Raw genomic sequence first — 15,494 nt, forward strand, 5'->3', positions numbered from 1 at the left:
CTATGGGCGATAGCATCTATAATCTCGGCGATATGCTCGACGCCGTTGGCGCAGAACTAGGTGAGGAACACCCTGCCCTCATTCACGGCGACCGGGTCATAAGCTGGCCTGAAATGACAAAGCGCTCGAACAATCTTGCGCGGGAGCTGCGCGCGATGGGCGTTGAAACAGGCGACAAGGCCGGCTTCTATCTCCGCAATCAGCCAGAATATATGGAAGCGCTGGTTGCCTGCTTCAAAGCGCGCTTCACCCATGTGAACGTCAATTATCGCTATCTTGACGATGAGCTGACCTATATTTTCGACAATTCGGACTCCGCCGTTGTCTTTTTCGACCGCGAGTTCCGCGAGCATGTCGAGCGCGTGCGTGACCGCCTGCCCAAGGTGAAAGTCTGGGTCGAGATTGGCGGCGATGGCTCGGATACGCCGGACTTCGCGGTCGATTATGAAACGCTGGCGGCCAAGGGCGATGGCAAGCCGCTCGGTATCGAGCGCTCCGACGATGATCTCATCTTCCTCTACACCGGCGGCACGACCGGCATGCCGAAAGGCGTGATGTGGAGCCACAAGATCTGGCGCGAGAGCTCTCGCGAGTCGATGATCAAGATCTATGGCTCGGCGCCCGAGACGATGGCCGAGCATATTGCCTGGACGCATGAGGCCGGCAAGCATTCGCGCCAGCTACCTGCCTGCCCTCTGATGCACGGCACCGGCCTGTTCACCGCGATGGGCTCCATCATCGCTGGCGGCTGTATCGTGACGCTTCAGAACACCAAGACGTTCGACCCCGAAGAGCTCTGGTCCACGGTCGACCGGCGCGGCGTGACGGCAATGGCAATTGTGGGCGATGCGTTTGCGAAGCCCATGCTCCGCGTCCTCAACGAGAACCCTGGAAAATATGATCTTTCATCGGTCGCGACCATCACAAGCTCTGGCGTGATGTGGTCGATGGAGGTCAAGCGCGGCCTGATCGAGCACATGCCGCAGGTTGCCCTGATGGATAGCTTCGGGGCCTCTGAGGCGGTCGGTTTCGGCATGTCTGTGACCACGGCAGAAGGCACGCAGAAGACGGCCCGCTTCGAGATCGGCGACAATTGCAAGGTCTTCACCGAAGACCGAAAGGAAGTGAAAGCCGGCTCTGGCGAACCGGGTTTCATCGCACGCGGCGGGGCCGTTCCGCTCGGCTATTACAAGGATGCCGAGAAGACCAAGAAGACATTCTGGGAGGTCGATGGCGTTCGCTATGCCGTGCCGGGTGACTGGTGCACGGTCGAGGAGGACGGCACGATCACGCTTCTTGGACGCGGCTCGAACTGTATCAACTCGGCGGGCGAGAAGATCTACCCCGAAGAAGTCGAAGAAGCCCTTAAGAATCATGACGCTGTGCGAGATGCGCTGGTCGTGGGCCTCGCCGATGAGAAATGGGGCCAGGCGGTGACAGCGGTTGTCGAGCTCAATGACGGTGCCTCTGTCGACGAAGACACGCTGCGCGCCTTCGTCCAGACACAGCTCGCCCGCTACAAGGCGCCAAAGCGTATCCTGTTCAAGGACAGCCTTGGCCGCGCGCCAAATGGCAAGGCAGACTACAAGTCGATCAAGTCGTTCGCGATGGACAGCCTCGGCGTGTCTGCCTGAGGTTTCGCACGGGTAGATTTTCCGACCGGGTGAGCAGTTTTCATCCGGTCGGATAGTCGGCTGTTTTCATGGTGCACTGACGGTGTACTGGCGGTGTTTCTGCCAGTGTAGCGATCCACCCATTCGAGCCGCGCGATGAGCCTGCTCGCGGACGATTTGCCCGCTTTCCCGAGCTTCGGCCCGGCCCTGCCTGCAAACCTTGCGGAATTATCAGACAGCGCGCTCGCTTGTGGCAGATTTGGCCCTGTTCGATGTTCCCAATGACGCGAATCCGTTGACGGTGTCGCGTGCAACCAACCATCCGGCAAGAAAGAGAGCCAGGGAATGCAGATCAGGCAAAAGGGCGGGCAGCTCAGCTATGGCAGCGCTTACAAACTCTTCTTCGTCGGCTGGGTCTGCGGCTGGGCCCTACTGATCATCCCGCTTTCTCTTGTCATGGTGATCATGACAGCAGGCGGAGGTACGACGATTGTAAATGGGGAGGCTTATTCCGGTCCGGGAGCCACATTGGCAATGCTGCCCATGATTATCTTTTTTCCCGTTTTCCTCGCCATTCATGGCCTTATCGCCGCTGCCGCGATGACGGCAGGCATCTGGCTCTACCGACGGGTGCGGCCGATCACGGTCAGCGGCAGCGAGGACGTTTTCTAGGACTCGCTTGCCACCGGCCCTCGCCTTGATATCGCCGTGCCACTGTGGTGATAGCTACACAAGGTGGAGTTTGGGGGACGATCATGAAGCGTGTTCTGATCTGGGGCTTCTTTTTCATTTTGGCAGGTCTGGCGGGCGCCATTGGCTGGTTCGTTATCCAGCCAAAGACCACCATGCATCACCCCGATTTCGGCAATGATTGCACCGAGCTCGTCGACGAGGCGACCGAGAACGCCGTCGACTGCGTTCGCGTCTTCTTCGGCACCAATCGCAAAGTCGTGACCGATGGCACGGCCCCGGGCGAGGATGACGAAGTTGATACGAAGGATGTCGTCGCAGAGGACAGCGAAACCCTGGCGCTAGGCCGGGCTGATATCTGGCTTCCGAAGCTGATCGAGGAAGGTGGCTCACGTGAGCGCGGCGAGACGCCTTTCCTGAAAGGCGAGCCCCCTGAAGAGCCGAGCGAACTGGCGAAATACGCCCTCATCACCCGCATCACGGCGGCCGGTCAGGAACGCTTTCTGAGCCAGCTCGATGACGCGCTGATCGATCGCGATTCCTACTCGCTTCTCCTCTTCGTGCATGGCTTCAACACACCGTTTGAGGATGCATTGATCCGGTCTGCCCAGCTCTCGACCGACTTGTCACGCCGCGATGTCTTCGATGTCGGTGTGCCGGTGCTGTTCAGCTGGCCATCTGCGGGCAATGTCTCGCTTGACGATTATCAGGGCGACCGCGACCGGTCTCTCGCCTCAGCGGCCTATCTTGAGCAATTTCTCGAGCTGCTGACCGCCAATGCCGATGTCGACCGGATCAACATCGTCGCCCATTCCATGGGCAACCGGGTGCTGACGCAGGCACTTGAAGATTTCGCGGCCGATTATCTCGAAACCCATGGCGAGAGCGGCATCGAATTCCGGATCATCCTGGTTGCCGCCGATGTGGACCGCGAGATCTTCGACGCAACGGCTGGCATCATCGACAATATGCGCGCCAACATCACGATCTATACATCTGACGCGGACAAGGCGCTGCAGGTCTCAAACATCGTGAACCAGAAGATGCGCCTCGGCGATACAGACACCAACCGGCCCTATATTCGCGAAAACGAGTCGTATCAGACAGTGGATGCGACGGGCGTCGCGACCGAGCTGTTCGGCCTTGGCCACAACTATTATTCCGACAATCCCTTCATCCTTGGCGACATGCTGTGCGCCATGGCGCAAGCCAACCCCGAAGCGCGCGCGCTGGAGCGGCTTCGCTATGCAGGCACGCCTGATGGCCTCGAATATTTCCGGGTGCGCCCGGATATCGAGCCCGGCTATGAAGAATGCTCGCTGTACCGCGATGCTTTCCCGCTAACGGATATATCACAAGCGCCTGAAGCCGACGTTCCGCAGCCAATGGCGCCGCCGCCGCCTCCACCTGCTTCGACCGATACCGATAGTATGCCAGAGCCAGGCGCGCGCAGCGTTGAACCCGGCGCGCCAGAGGACGAGACCATCACCTATCTGGTCGAGGATCGCGCAAGCTTCCGTCCCGTCGACTTTTCTGGTGAGCTGATGCTGGCGCTGGCCCGCGGTGAACCGATCGAAGTCCGCGTTGACACTTACACCGATACACTTCTCGCAGAGGATGACAGCCGTGCGATGACAGCACTCTGGGCCGCAGAGGTGGTTGAGTTGCTGGTTCTGCTCGATGTCGACCCGTCCATCATCACCGTGACAGCACATGGCGAGGATGACCTTGCCGTTGTGACTGAAGACGGCGTTGACGAGGTTCAGAACCGGCGTGTCGTGGTGACCGTGGTGTATGAATAGGGGCGGGCCTGTTCAAAAGAGCCCCCTTCGACCCGCATTCGCGGGCCACTTCCCCCGCAAGCGGGGGAAGAAGGACCACCATCGGCGTGATGCCTTCCTCCCCCGTTTACGGGGGAGGTGCCCGGCAGGGCGGAGGGGGCCTTTCGCCCACAACATGAAAGCTTTCCTTCCCCATCACACCTTCGCCATGGCATAGACGCCCTCATGGCTGACGATGTGATGACGGGGATGGTCCCGCCGCTTTTTGCCGATGTGCCGAAAAGCGTGTCCTTCAAGAAATTGCGCAAGCGGATCGTGCGCAGCGCGCTGCAGGCGGTGGACCAGTATGGCATGGTTGACCGGGCCCGCACGGGCGAGCCGCCGAAATGGCTGATCTGCCTGTCAGGCGGCAAGGACTCCTATGGCCTGCTGGCCGCGCTGATCGACCTGAAATGGCAGGGCGCGCTTCCGGTGGAGCTGATTGCCTGCAACCTCGATCAGGGACAGCCCGGTTTCCCAAAACATGTCCTGCCGGAATGGCTGGACAGGGTGGGCGTCAAATACAGGATCGAGACCGAAGACACCTATTCGATCGTGACCGAAAAAGTGCCGGAGAACCGGACTTTCTGTTCGATGTGTTCGCGCCTTCGCCGGGGCATTCTCTACCGCATTGCGCGCGAGGAAGGCTGTGAGGCCATCGTGCTCGGCCATCACCGCGACGATGCGCTCGAGACCTTCATGATGAACCTCATCCATGGGGGCCGGATGGCAGCGATGCCGCCAAAGCTGCTCAATGATGCGGGCGATCTTTTCGTGCTGCGCCCGCTGATCACCTGCGCCGAAGACGACCTTGCCAAGTTTGCCGAGGCGATGGAATTTCCGATCATCCCTTGCAACCTCTGTGGGTCGCAGGACGGGCTGCAGCGTCAGGCCATGAAGGCCATGCTGGATGAGTGGGAGCGCAAGAAGCCTGGCGTGCGGCAAGTGATGGCGCACGCGCTGGCGACCGTGCGGCCAAGCCATCTGCACGATCCGCGCGTCTTCGACTTTGCGGGCCTGGCGCTGGGCGGCACCGGTGAGGACGATCCGAACGTGCCGTTCTAAACGGCCCTCTCCCGCTAGTCGCCGGCCCAGCCGAACACATCCTCCAGCCCGACGCCAAAGACGCGAGAGATGCGGAAGGCGCTTTCCAGCGAGGGGGAGTAGCGCCCCTGCTCTATCGCAATAATGGTCTGGCGGGTGACGCCGATCGCTTCACCGAGAGCGGCCTGTGACATCGCCCCGTGGGCTTCGCGTAGCTCCTTGACCCGGTTTGTGATGGGGGGACGCTTGGCCATCGGCTCAGACCTCGGCGCGGTAATAGACGATGCGGGCGGCGTATTCTGCGATCTGCGAAACCATCAGGACGCCGAAGGCCGCGTGGAAAAGCTGGTTGCCATCATAATTGATGAGGTAGCCGCCAAGCGCACTGATGAGGCCAATGCCGAGCACGAGACCGGCAATGTTGCCGGCGCGGGCGGCCACGAGCTTGTCGCGTTCATCCATCATGTCATCGGCTTCTGAAGGTCTGCTGACAGCAATTACGATGTGGCCGATGATCGACAGCACCACGATTACCACGATGTAGACGACAACGAGTGGCAGGACGGGCGGTGCGAGCTGCTCCAGCCCTTCCGACATGGCGGCGACCGTCCTGAAGTAGAAAGCCATCCCAGCGATCATGATGAGCCCCATGACCCAGGCGGATTTTTCGTGAAAAGACATGTTTGAAGTCCTTGAGTTGGCTGGGGTGGCTCAGACGGCCATCTGGTAGAAGCGGATCTTGGCGCCCGCCTCGAGCAGGGTCGCAGCAAGCTGGATGGCGACAATCGCATAGAGCGCGTCCCATTTGCTCAGGTCGAAGACGAAGATGAGCAGGATGAGGCCGGTCAGCGCGAACCCGTAGAGATGCATGGTCGGCAGGGCCGCCTTCATGTTGATAATGCGGTCACGCTCATCGCTTGGCGCTTCGGCGTCTTTCGGGTCGCGCGCCGCGATGACGATGGCGCCGATGGTCATGAGAATGAACCAGGCAATGTAGGCGATGATGACCGGCCCGGCGGACTCTGCCGGTGAGCCTTCCCCTATCTGGCCGACATACCAGTAACCGAGCGCGGCAAGCGTCAGCGCCGTGGCGACAACGATGATCCAGTTGAACTTTTCCCTGAAAGACATGGGAGCCTTCCTTTCGTGTAAAAAATATCTGACACGACAGGTAGTCAAAGATTTTTGACCTGTCAATTATTTTTTACAAGCATGGGAAATGTCCGCTTCATCCTTCGGCAGGCTCAGGATGAGGTGGCGATTGGCTTGGAGGTCAGTTCGGTGAGGCGTTCGCCTAGTTGGCGGCCACGCGCCAGACGACGTTGCCGACATCGTCGGTGACGAGGAGTGCGCCGTCATCGGCGAGGGCGACGTCTACCGGGCGACCGCGAGCCTTGCCCTCTTCGAGAAAGCCGGTGAGCACGTCGACGGGCATGCCAGATGGCTCTGCGCCATCGAAGGGAACAAAGACGACCTTGTAGCCGACGGCAGGCTTGCGGTTCCAGGAGCCGTGCTGGCCAACGAAGAGGCCTTCGGAGAAGGTTTCACCGAGGTCGGCACCGGCTGCGAACTCAATACCGAGCGAGGCGGTGTGGCTGCCTAGGGCATAGTCTGGCGGGATGGCGGCGGCGACCATGTCAGGGTTGGCGGGGTTTACGCGGGTGTCGACCGTCTGGCCGTAATAGCTCCATGGCCAGCCATAGAAGGCGCCGTCCTGAACCGAGGTCACATAGTCAGGCACGAGATTATTGCCGAGCTCATCGCGTTCATTGACGGCGGTCCAGAGGCTGCCATCGCTGGCCCAGGCAAGGCCGTTTGGGTTACGCAGACCCGTGGCGAAGAGGCGCTTCTCGCCGGTCGCAATATCGACTTCCCAGATGGCTGCGCGGCCTTCTTCAGCCTCCATGCCATTTTCGGCGATGTTCGAGTTTGAACCGACCGTGGCGTAGAGTTTCGTGCCATCTTCGGAGGCGAGGATGTTCTTGGTCCAGTGATAGTTGATTGGCCCGGCGGGCAGGCTGGTCAGTTTTTCACCCGGGGCGGTGATCTCCGTCGCGCCCGCCTCATAGGGGAAAGCGACGATGGCATCGGTATTGGCGACGTAGAGCGTGTCGCCGACGAGCTGCATACCGAAAGGTGAGTTGAGGCCGGTCAGGAAAGCGTGCTTTTCGTCCGCGACGCCGTCACCATCACGATCGCGCAGGAGCGAGATACGGTTGGCGCTTGGCACGGCAGCGCCCGCCTTTTCCATCGCCTGTTTCATGAAGAAGCCGCGAATGCCGTCAGGCCCCGTCTTTGGCGGTGCATTGGTTTCGGCGACCAGCACGTCGCCATTTGGAAGGACGTGCAGCCAGCGCGGGTGATCGAGACCGGTGGCAAAGGCCTGCACGCTCAGCCCGTCGGCGGCAACGGGCATGTCGCCGTCTGGCCAGCCCGTCGCTTCCTGAACATTCACGACCGGCAGGAGACTGTTGGACGGCGCAGGTAGCTCTGGCGACGGGCCGTAGCCAATGGAGACGGGGGCATCAGCGGTGGTGCCGCACGCAGAGAGGGTACCAGCCAGCAGGGCAGAAATGGAAATAGAACGCATCATCAGGGGTCTCCTTCGAGAGGAGAAGATGGCGCGATTACCCTGTGAGGCGAACCGGCGCCGCCGATCAGCTGGCCACGCCTGACGCCCCGATCGTTTCGGCAATCCATTCGCGGTAGGGAGCAAGGGCGGTGTAGACGCCGGGCAGGTTTTCCTCTGCGCACCCTACGCCCCAGCTGACGAGGCCAACCTGGACCGGCCAACCATCGTAGGAGGTGAGCGTGATCGGTCCGCCGCTATCGCCTGAACAGGCGTCCCGGCCGGGCGCGCGAGCGCAGAGAACGGCGTCCTCTGGCCAGTCGGGAAGCGATGCCTCGTCTGTGATATTGCCGCCAAGCTCTGCCCGGCAGGTTTCATTGTCGATGACTTCAAGCTCTGCCTGCATCAGAGCGAGGCTGGGGGCGAAGACGCCGCGCCCGCGCGCATTGAGCGCGCCGGAATAATCGTCATCGGCTGACGTGTTGCCATAGCCCGCCACCATGACCCAGTCGCCGGGAACAGGCTCTACCACCGTCTCCTCAAATACGTTGAGCGGCATGACGGGGCCGGTATAGCCCGCCTCAATCTCAAGCAGGGCAATGTCGGCGCCTTCGATGAAGCGTCCGGCCGTGTAGGCGGGATGGATGTGGATGTCTGTCACGGCGTAGGTGGCCGTATCCTCGCCCTCACCAAGATGTTCGCGGCCGATAGCGACGCGAAGGGGCCCGCGCTCGTCCATCGTGCCGTCATCAGCCGGGGCGTATTGCGTCATGCGGCCGTTAGGGCCTGAGCCGGCGTATTCGACGCAATGGGCGGCGGTCAGCACCCAGCGTTCGGCGATCAGCGTGCCGCCGCACTGATGCATGGCGCTGCGCCGTTCCATGTACTGGACCGAGACCATGCCGGACCAATCCATGATGCTGGCTTCCTCACCGCCTGCGACACAGCTAGCCGCGCCCAGAAGCATGGAGAGCCCTGCCAGTTTCAGGACGTGTTTAAGGCGCATGGTAGTCCCCTTCCCCGCAGGCCCATTTCAGGTGTCAACAAAGCAGCTTGCCCGGGCGGAGGGAAGCCCTGCCCCTCGCTTTCATCGCGCGGGTCTGCTTTGATGGGGAAAATCCGAAATTCGGGCTGAGGGAGTATCCGACGATGACTTATAGATGGCTGGCCGCAATGGGCCTTCTGGCGCTGGGCGCCTGTTCGAATCCGTCAGGCGACGAGGCAGCAACCGCTCCCGAAGAGACTGCCGGTGAAGCGGCAGAAGCGAGCCAGAGCGTCTATACAATCATGGTGAGCGGCACGAAGATTGGCGACATGGTCGTCGACCGGGCGGGCAACGACATCACCGTCGATTACGAGTATCGCAACAATGGCCGCGGGCCGACCATGGCCGAAGAGATCACGCTGGACGAGGATGGTGTTCCTGTCTCCTGGACGGTTACGGGCAATACGACCTTCGGCAATGCAGTCGAGGAGAGCTTCAGCCTGGAAGATGGCGCAGCGAGCTGGACTGACTCAACGGGGAGCGGCGAAGCAGATGTCAGCGAGCCATCTATGTATATCGCCCAGTCGGGCACGCCCTATGCGCTGGCCGTCTATGCCGGCGCGCTGCTGGCCGAAGATGACCGCTCCATGCCGGCGCTGCCTGCGGGCTCACTCAGCCTTGAGGAGCTGGACCGGGTGCAGCTGTCGGCGGGTGAGGAAACGGTCGATGCCATGGTCTATGGCCTGATCGGGCCAGAGCTCGACCCGACGTACTTTCTGATGGACGCAGAGGGCGAGGAATATCTTGGTCTCATCACGCCGGAATTCCTGATTATCAAGGAAGGCTTTGAAGGCGACGATGTGATGCTGCGCGAGCGCGCGGTGCAATACTCAACCGAGCGTTTTGAAGAGTTGCAGGCCGAGTATGCGAAGAACTTTGATGCGCCTGTCCGCATCACCAATGTGCGCATCTATGACCCGGCCAGCATGGCGCTGAGCGAGCCGTCCTCTATCGTTGTCGAAGGCGACCGTATCACCGCCATCGAGGCAGCCGATGCGAGCGGCGAAGGTGAGTATGTCATTGACGGCAATGGCGGCACACTGATCGCGGGCCTTTCCGACATGCACGGCCATATGGGCCAGAACTCAGCCCTTCTGAACGTGCTGGCTGGCGTCACCTTTGTGCGCGACATGGGCAATGACAATGAGGTGCTGGGGGAGCTGATCGACAAGATCGAGAATGGCACGCTGGCGGGCCCGCGCATCGTCCGCTCCAGCTTCATCGAGGGCAAGAGCCCCTATAATTCCAATAACGGCATCATCGTCACCAATCAGGAAGAAGCCAATGAGGCGGTCCGCACATCGTGTGAGGCGGGCCACTTCTTCATGATCAAGATCTACAATTCCATGAAGGGCGAATGGGTGCCTGAAATGGTCGATATCGCGCATGAGTGCGGGCTGAAGGTGGCGGGCCATGTTCCGGCTTTCTCGCGCGCCAATGCGATGATCGAGGCAGGCTATGATGAGCTGACCCATATCAATCAGGTGATGCTCGGCTGGGTGCTCGAGCCTAAAGAAGATACGCGCACGCTGCTGCGCCTGACGGCACTCTCGCGCCTGCCGGATGTCGATCTTGATAGCCCGCAGGTTCAGGAAACGATCGACCTGATGGTCGAGAATGATGTCTCCATCGACCCGACGCTGGCCATCCATGAGGCGCTTCTGCTCTCACGCAATGGCGAGACACGTGCCGGCGTGGCCGACTATATCGACCATATGCCGGTCGGTGTGCAGCGCGGCGCAAAGCAGGCCTGGTCTAACATCGAGACGCCGGAAGATGACGCCGCCTATGCAGGCGCGTTCGACCAGATCGTCGAAACGCTTTCCATGATGCGCGAGGCCGGCATCACGATCTGGTTCGGCACCGATATGGGCGGCGCGTTCAACCAGCACCGCGAAATGGAGCTTTATCAGGATGTCGGCTTCACCCCCGGCGAGATCCTGACCCGCTCCACGCAGGAAGCGGCCGACTATCTCGGCATGGGCGACGAGATCGGCTCCATCGAACCAAGCAAGAAGGCTGACTTCTTCCTCGTGCCGGGCGACCCGCTTGAAGACCTCGCAGCGATCAAGACCGTGCAGCTCGTCATGAAGGATGGCACCGCCTACTTCCCGAGCGAGATCTACCCGGCCTTCGGCATCGAGCCGTTTGTAGACGCGCCTGAAGTGGTGGCACCGGCAGGCGCTGAGGCCGAGTGACGGACATTGTCATCCATGTCGACGCGGATGCCTGCCCGGTAAAGGACGAGGTGTACAAGGTCGCGCTGCGCCATGAGCTGGCGGTGAACGTGGTCGCCAACAGCTTCATGCGCGTGCCACAGCACAGGCTGTTCACGCGGGTGACGGTGGCTGAAGGCCCCGACATCGCCGATGACTGGATCGCCGAGCGGTCCGGGCCGCATACGATCGTGATCACGTCCGACATCCTCTTGGCAGAGCGCTGCATCAAGGTTGGCGCGCGCGTCCTCTCGCCGAAAGGCAAGCCGTTCACAGCAAACTCCATCGGTCAGGCGGTCGCCACGCGGGCTATCATGGAAGACCTGCGCGGCATGGGCGAGCAGACAAGCGGGCCAGCGGCTTTCAAGCCCGCTGACCGGTCCAACTTCCTGTCGGCACTGGAAGTGGAAATCCAGAAGCTGAAGCGGGGACGCTGAGGCGGCTGCTGACGCGGTCGGGCGTGACGCAGATCTTTGAGACGATTCCGGAATATCCGGCGCGCCCACGTCCTTCGACTTCGCTCAGGATGAGGGCGGAGGCGAGAAGAGCCCCCATCGACCCGCATTCGCGGGCCACTTCCCCCGCGGGCGGGGGAATAAGAAACCAACTTTGCGTACCGCCATCCTCCCCCGTTCACGGGGGAGGTGCCCGGCAGGGCGGAGGGGGCTTACGCTTGTCGCTTCTGGGCGACGTAGAAGTTTGCGGACATGCTGCTGTCGGTGCGCAGGCTTTCGGTGAGGTCGAAGCCGTTGCGGTCCAGCATGGAAAGGATGTCGTCTTCTGAAAGGAAGCTGACAGTGGGTGCCTTGCCGACCGCCTGCATGACAGGAATGGCGAGCCGCAGGATGAAGGACGCGTCTTTCAGACAGGCGGTGCTCTGGATGAAATGGCCGCCCGGTTTCAGGAGGGCGCGGACTTTTCTCGTGACGGCGTCCGGGTCGCGGCAGAGGTGAAGAATATTGAGGCCGAGAACGACGTCGAAGCTGTGGCCAGCCGGGTCAAACTCCTCAATGCCGATACGCTGGAAATCGACATTCTGGATGTCGGCTTCCGCTGCCCTGACCCGCCCGACATCGAGCATATTCTCTGCCAGGTCGGTGGCGAGAATATAGTCGACATGCGGGGCATGCAGGAGCGCCGTTGAACCTGTCCCGCAACCGAACTCAAAGATACTGCTCTGCGGCGTCAGATATTTGCGGGTAATGGCGAGCTTCTTTTCATAGGTCTCCTGATCGGAGATGGGCTGGCGCGCATATTTTGACGCAAGCCTGTCCCAGAAGCGCTGATCGCTCTTCGATGCTGTTCTCATTTTCCGCTGTCCCCCCACGAAGCGTAATCTCAAGCCTTTGGCGCTCGTAAAAGGTCCGGGTCAAGTTCTTCCAGACGGGTTGCGCCAAGAAGGGCCATGGTGCGCCGGAACTCATCTTCCAGAATGGAGAGCGCCTTCTCTACGCCGCGTTGCCCACCTGCGCCGAGGCCATAGAGCGAGGCGCGACCAAGCGCGACGCCGGTGGCCCCGCGCATCAGGAGCTTCGCGACATGCGCGCCGCGGCGAACGCCGCCATCCGCGATGATGTCCGCGCGTCCCGCCACCGCTTCTGCGATCTCTGGCAACAGGTCGATCACCGGCACGGCCGTATCCAGCTGGCGCCCGCCATGGTTCGAGACCCAGACAGCGTTCGCACCGATCTCGATGGCGCGCTCTGCATCCTCACCGCGCGAAATGCCCTTGATCGCAAAGCCGCCATCCCAGGCATCGCGCATCCAGCTGACATCATCCCAGGTGATCGAGCGTGAGAACTGCTCATTCACGAAGCCGATGACACCGCCTGTCTGACCTGCATTGCCGCCGCGAAGATGGGTGAAGTTGGCTGGCGTGATCTTCGGGCTCCGCATCAGGTCCCAGAGCCAGCGCGGGCGGGCGAGCACCTGGCTGGCGACCTTCAGGTTCGGGGTTGGCGGGATAGAGAAATGATTGCGCGGATCGCGTTCCCGGTTGCCAGCGACCGGCATGTCGACGGTCAGGACACAGCCAGTAAAGCCAGCCGCCTTTGCCCGCTTCAGGAAGGTCTTCACGATTTGCTTGTCGCGCCAGACATAAAGCTGGACCCATTTAGGGCCGGGATTGGCCTCGGCGATCGCTTCCAGCGGCTGCGAGGCGAGCGTGGAGCAGGCGTAGATCACCTTCTTCGTATCGGCGGCCCCTGCCATGGCCAGTTCACCTTTCGCCGGATGGAAGAGCCGCGTCGATGCTGTGGGCGATATGAAGAAGGGAAGGCGCGTTTTCTGCCCCATGATCGTCGTCGAACAATCGATCTTGGAGACGTCGCGGAGGGTGCGCCAGGTCAGCTGGTAGTCGTCAAACCGGGTAACCGAATGCTTCAGCGTCACCTCATCCTCAGCGCCGCCATCGATATAGTCGAATACCATGCGCGGCAGGCGCGCCTTTGCCATGCTGCGCAGGTCATGGATATTGGTGGCGCGGTTGAGCTTCATTTCAGGACTGCTCTTCTCGTCTCAGGCGGGCCAGCGATCCTGATCGATAACGCTCGCGCACAGACTGCGTCAATCTTGATCGGGGCGGGAACGCCTGACCAAAGGGCGGCGTTTTTGCGATCATCACCCGTCTGTTTTGGAGACCGCCATGAAAGACAAGGAAATCGAGAAGGAAGCCTCTGAGGGCCTCAAGGACCAGAATATCCGGCCTGCTGGCAAGGAGTCGCAGAAGAACCCGCCGAAGGACTGGGATGAGGTCGATGAAGAGCTTGATGAGACCTTCCCGGCAAGTGATCCACCCGCGAACTATTAGAGGCCGGTGGACCTTAAAACGAATGCGCCCGCATGCCGATACGGCATGCGGGCACAACTGTTCTGGGAGGGGCAATGCCTAGAAGGCGGTGTGCGCGCCGATCAGGATGACTTCAGTCTTGGCGTCATTGTCAGACCAGGTGCTGCCATCCGGGAAGTTGCCGCCGGTCAGGAAGTTGAGCGGCGCAAAGCCATCGACATGGATCGCCTCGGCGAAGAGGTTCACATTGTCGATCAGGTAGCGTGAATAGCCGAGCACGAACTGGTTCTGGCGCTCCCATGGGGCACCTTCTTCGCCAGCGCGGAACTTGCTGAATTCAAGTGAGATGTAGTGGTCACGCTTGCCCGAGAGCAGCGTGTCGCCAAAGCCGTAGCGGCCGCCGACAGTCCAGGACCGCGTCTTCTGGGCGTCAAAGACGCTGAGCGGGTTGGTCGGGATCGGAACGGCAGAGCCCGGCCACACGTCGGTTGTTTCGGCAAACTCACCGAGGAGCTCAAGATTGCCGATCGAGCCTTGCGCATAGGCAGCCCAGGCCGGGTTGTTGTCGTCACACGGGTTGAAGTGGAAGATCGGATAGTTCTGGCAGTAGGCAGACCCGTGCTGGTAGCTGGCGCCCAACATCATCCAGTCGGCTTCGTTGAAGTTGAACGTGTAGTTCGCATCGACGGCGAAATTGTTGATGCGCGATGGCACCACAGTTCCTTCGACCGGCGCGTTGGCCGCACGGAACTGGGCGCCGCCCTGGATCGCCATGGCGCGGATCATCAGATTCTCGTCGACATAGCCAAGCTGCGCGCCATAGGCGAGACCAGCGAAGGAGTGCCAGCTGGTCGAGTTGGTGAATGGGCTGACCGTATCGTTGAGGCCGAACGGGATATCGACCTTACCGACGACACCGAAGACAGGCGAACGGTCAAGATCGCCGATCATGAGATAGGCGCGCTGCATGAGAAGCTGGTTGCGGTCGCGGCCAGTGATCGTACCCGGGCCAAAGTTCTGCTGCGGGTTGTAGAGGATCTCTGCATAGCCGGTGAGCCAGTCGGAGAAGTTCGCTGTGAAGCCGAGCTGGGCGGAGTGGATCAGCGCTTCGGAGACGTGATCGCCGATCTGGTTCGCAGAGGTCGGGTTGCGCATCAGGTAGCCGAACTTTGAGTCGCGGTTGCTGTCCTGATAGTTTGCGATGCCGATGATCGAGCCGCTGATGGTGAGCGGCGTGGCGAGGCGGTCTTCGGCACGCGCCTTGAGCTGGATGATCGGCTTCTTGTTGACGTGTTCTGCGGCATCGAGCACGTCGAAGCCATAGGCGGCGTCCGCGCTGACAAAGCCAGTGCGGTTTGCGAGCGTGTCGGTTGCGACCTCTGGGCCGTCGCTTGCAGGAACGCGCTCGATCTGGCTGTCCTCGATCATGCCGTCGAGACGCGCCATCAGGGCAGCGTTCTGCGCTTCGAGGTTTTCGATACGCGCAAGCAGTTCTACATTGCTTGGCGATTGGGCGCTCGCAAAAGGCGCGAGTGAGACGATGGCAGCGATGGCGACGCCGCTGCAAAGCGAGGTGGCGAGTTTCATCAGATTTCCCTTCAATTCGCGCACTGCCCTCACAGTCCGCGACCCCTGAACGCTGGATACGAATCACAGCGCTATGCTTGGTCCGGCGCTATTGGCACGAAAGAGGAAATCTGAGAACCAGA

Annotated in this window: 15 protein-coding genes; 7 read left to right on the top strand and 8 right to left on the bottom strand. The window is 61.0% G+C overall.

Translation table 11 applies throughout. The annotated features are described in order from the left end of the window. Positions 1–2 precede the first annotated feature (2 nt). The 4 genes from D1222_RS02745 to ttcA all read left to right on the top strand — a co-directional run bounded on the left by D1222_RS02745 (position 3) and on the right by ttcA (position 5,188). Complete coding sequence (locus D1222_RS02745) at positions 3–1,634, top strand: acyl-CoA synthetase (RefSeq protein ID WP_119452699.1); 1,632 nt, start codon at positions 3–5, stop codon at positions 1,632–1,634. A 324-nt stretch (positions 1,635–1,958) separates the two neighbouring features. Continuing rightward, the gene (locus D1222_RS02750; protein WP_119452700.1) at positions 1,959–2,285 is read left to right on the top strand and encodes a hypothetical protein; all 327 of its coding nucleotides are present in this window, start codon (positions 1,959–1,961) and stop codon (positions 2,283–2,285) included. 83 nt (positions 2,286–2,368) lie between these two features. Continuing rightward, on the top strand, positions 2,369–4,105 hold the full coding sequence (locus D1222_RS02755; RefSeq protein WP_119452701.1) for an alpha/beta hydrolase: 1,737 nt from the start codon (positions 2,369–2,371) through the stop codon (positions 4,103–4,105). Between the two features lie 204 nt (positions 4,106–4,309). Further along, positions 4,310–5,188: a tRNA 2-thiocytidine(32) synthetase TtcA gene (gene ttcA / locus D1222_RS02760; protein ID WP_119452702.1), complete on the top strand. Its 879-nt coding sequence runs from the start codon at positions 4,310–4,312 to the stop codon at positions 5,186–5,188. A 14-nt stretch (positions 5,189–5,202) separates the two neighbouring features. Here the strand turns inward: ttcA and D1222_RS02765 are convergent, their stop codons facing one another. The 5 genes from D1222_RS02765 to D1222_RS02785 form a co-directional block, all read right to left on the bottom strand. Continuing rightward, the gene (locus D1222_RS02765; protein ID WP_119380508.1) at positions 5,203–5,421 is read right to left on the bottom strand and encodes a helix-turn-helix transcriptional regulator; all 219 of its coding nucleotides are present in this window, start codon (positions 5,419–5,421) and stop codon (positions 5,203–5,205) included. 4 nt (positions 5,422–5,425) lie between these two features. Next, positions 5,426–5,848 carry a hypothetical protein gene (locus D1222_RS02770; protein ID WP_119452703.1) on the bottom strand — a complete coding sequence of 141 codons (423 nt, stop codon included), beginning with the start codon at positions 5,846–5,848 and terminating at the stop codon, positions 5,426–5,428. A 30-nt stretch (positions 5,849–5,878) separates the two neighbouring features. Further along, the gene (locus D1222_RS02775; RefSeq protein WP_119452704.1) at positions 5,879–6,298 is read right to left on the bottom strand and encodes a DUF2178 domain-containing protein; all 420 of its coding nucleotides are present in this window, start codon (positions 6,296–6,298) and stop codon (positions 5,879–5,881) included. 163 nt (positions 6,299–6,461) lie between these two features. After that, positions 6,462–7,760: a PQQ-dependent sugar dehydrogenase gene (locus tag D1222_RS02780; RefSeq protein ID WP_233348481.1), complete on the bottom strand. Its 1,299-nt coding sequence runs from the start codon at positions 7,758–7,760 to the stop codon at positions 6,462–6,464. Positions 7,761–7,824: 64 nt separating this feature from the next. Further along, entirely contained in the window at positions 7,825–8,742 is a 918-nt protein-coding gene (locus D1222_RS02785) for a S1 family serine peptidase (RefSeq protein WP_119452705.1), read from the bottom strand. 143 nt (positions 8,743–8,885) lie between these two features. Between D1222_RS02785 and D1222_RS02790 the strand changes: the two genes are divergently transcribed. Both D1222_RS02790 and D1222_RS02795 read left to right on the top strand, forming a co-directional pair. Beyond that, the gene (locus D1222_RS02790; RefSeq protein WP_119452706.1) at positions 8,886–10,979 is read left to right on the top strand and encodes an amidohydrolase family protein; all 2,094 of its coding nucleotides are present in this window, start codon (positions 8,886–8,888) and stop codon (positions 10,977–10,979) included. Next, complete coding sequence (locus D1222_RS02795; RefSeq protein WP_119452707.1) at positions 10,976–11,434, top strand: YaiI/YqxD family protein; 459 nt, start codon at positions 10,976–10,978, stop codon at positions 11,432–11,434. The genes D1222_RS02790 and D1222_RS02795 overlap by 4 nt, the downstream gene beginning before the upstream one ends. A gap of 230 nt (positions 11,435–11,664) precedes the next feature. Here D1222_RS02795 and D1222_RS02800 read toward each other — a convergent pair whose 3' ends face one another. Beyond that, positions 11,665–12,306, bottom strand: coding sequence for a class I SAM-dependent methyltransferase (locus D1222_RS02800; RefSeq protein ID WP_119452708.1), 642 nt, complete (start codon positions 12,304–12,306; stop codon positions 11,665–11,667). A 29-nt stretch (positions 12,307–12,335) separates the two neighbouring features. Next, the gene (locus D1222_RS02805) at positions 12,336–13,493 is read right to left on the bottom strand and encodes an alpha-hydroxy acid oxidase (protein ID WP_119452709.1); all 1,158 of its coding nucleotides are present in this window, start codon (positions 13,491–13,493) and stop codon (positions 12,336–12,338) included. Between the two features lie 148 nt (positions 13,494–13,641). Between D1222_RS02805 and D1222_RS15710 the strand changes: the two genes are divergently transcribed. Continuing rightward, positions 13,642–13,806 (top strand): hypothetical protein, encoded by a 165-nt coding sequence (locus tag D1222_RS15710; RefSeq protein WP_182481847.1) that lies wholly within the window; start codon positions 13,642–13,644, stop codon positions 13,804–13,806. Positions 13,807–13,884: 78 nt separating this feature from the next. On the opposite strand, the gene D1222_RS02810 is transcribed toward D1222_RS15710, so the two are convergent. Then, positions 13,885–15,372: a hypothetical protein gene (locus D1222_RS02810; protein ID WP_119452710.1), complete on the bottom strand. Its 1,488-nt coding sequence runs from the start codon at positions 15,370–15,372 to the stop codon at positions 13,885–13,887. Positions 15,373–15,494: the final 122 nt, after the last annotated feature.

This window comes from Henriciella algicola, assembly GCF_003576245.1.
Taxonomy (GTDB): domain Bacteria; phylum Pseudomonadota; class Alphaproteobacteria; order Caulobacterales; family Hyphomonadaceae; genus Henriciella; species Henriciella algicola.

Bases quoted from the DNA above. Each gene is read 5' to 3' on its own strand.
- D1222_RS02775 (WP_119452704.1), bottom strand. From the start codon at position 6,298: ATGTCTTTCAGGGAAAAGTTCAACTGGATCATCGTTGTCGCCACGGCG.
- D1222_RS02780 (WP_233348481.1), bottom strand. From the start codon at position 7,760: ATGATGCGTTCTATTTCCATTTCTGCCCTGCTGGCTGGTACCCTCTCT.
- D1222_RS02810 (WP_119452710.1), bottom strand. From the start codon at position 15,372: ATGAAACTCGCCACCTCGCTTTGCAGCGGCGTCGCCATCGCTGCCATC.
- D1222_RS15710 (WP_182481847.1), top strand. From the start codon at position 13,642: ATGAAAGACAAGGAAATCGAGAAGGAAGCCTCTGAGGGCCTCAAGGAC.
- D1222_RS02805 (WP_119452709.1), bottom strand. From the start codon at position 13,493: ATGAAGCTCAACCGCGCCACCAATATCCATGACCTGCGCAGCATGGCA.
- D1222_RS02785 (WP_119452705.1), bottom strand. From the start codon at position 8,742: ATGCGCCTTAAACACGTCCTGAAACTGGCAGGGCTCTCCATGCTTCTG.
- D1222_RS02765 (WP_119380508.1), bottom strand. From the start codon at position 5,421: ATGGCCAAGCGTCCCCCCATCACAAACCGGGTCAAGGAGCTACGCGAA.
- ttcA (WP_119452702.1), top strand. From the start codon at position 4,310: ATGGCTGACGATGTGATGACGGGGATGGTCCCGCCGCTTTTTGCCGAT.
- D1222_RS02790 (WP_119452706.1), top strand. From the start codon at position 8,886: ATGACTTATAGATGGCTGGCCGCAATGGGCCTTCTGGCGCTGGGCGCC.
- D1222_RS02750 (WP_119452700.1), top strand. From the start codon at position 1,959: ATGCAGATCAGGCAAAAGGGCGGGCAGCTCAGCTATGGCAGCGCTTAC.
- D1222_RS02755 (WP_119452701.1), top strand. From the start codon at position 2,369: ATGAAGCGTGTTCTGATCTGGGGCTTCTTTTTCATTTTGGCAGGTCTG.
- D1222_RS02745 (WP_119452699.1), top strand. From the start codon at position 3: ATGGGCGATAGCATCTATAATCTCGGCGATATGCTCGACGCCGTTGGC.
- D1222_RS02770 (WP_119452703.1), bottom strand. From the start codon at position 5,848: ATGTCTTTTCACGAAAAATCCGCCTGGGTCATGGGGCTCATCATGATC.
- D1222_RS02800 (WP_119452708.1), bottom strand. From the start codon at position 12,306: ATGAGAACAGCATCGAAGAGCGATCAGCGCTTCTGGGACAGGCTTGCG.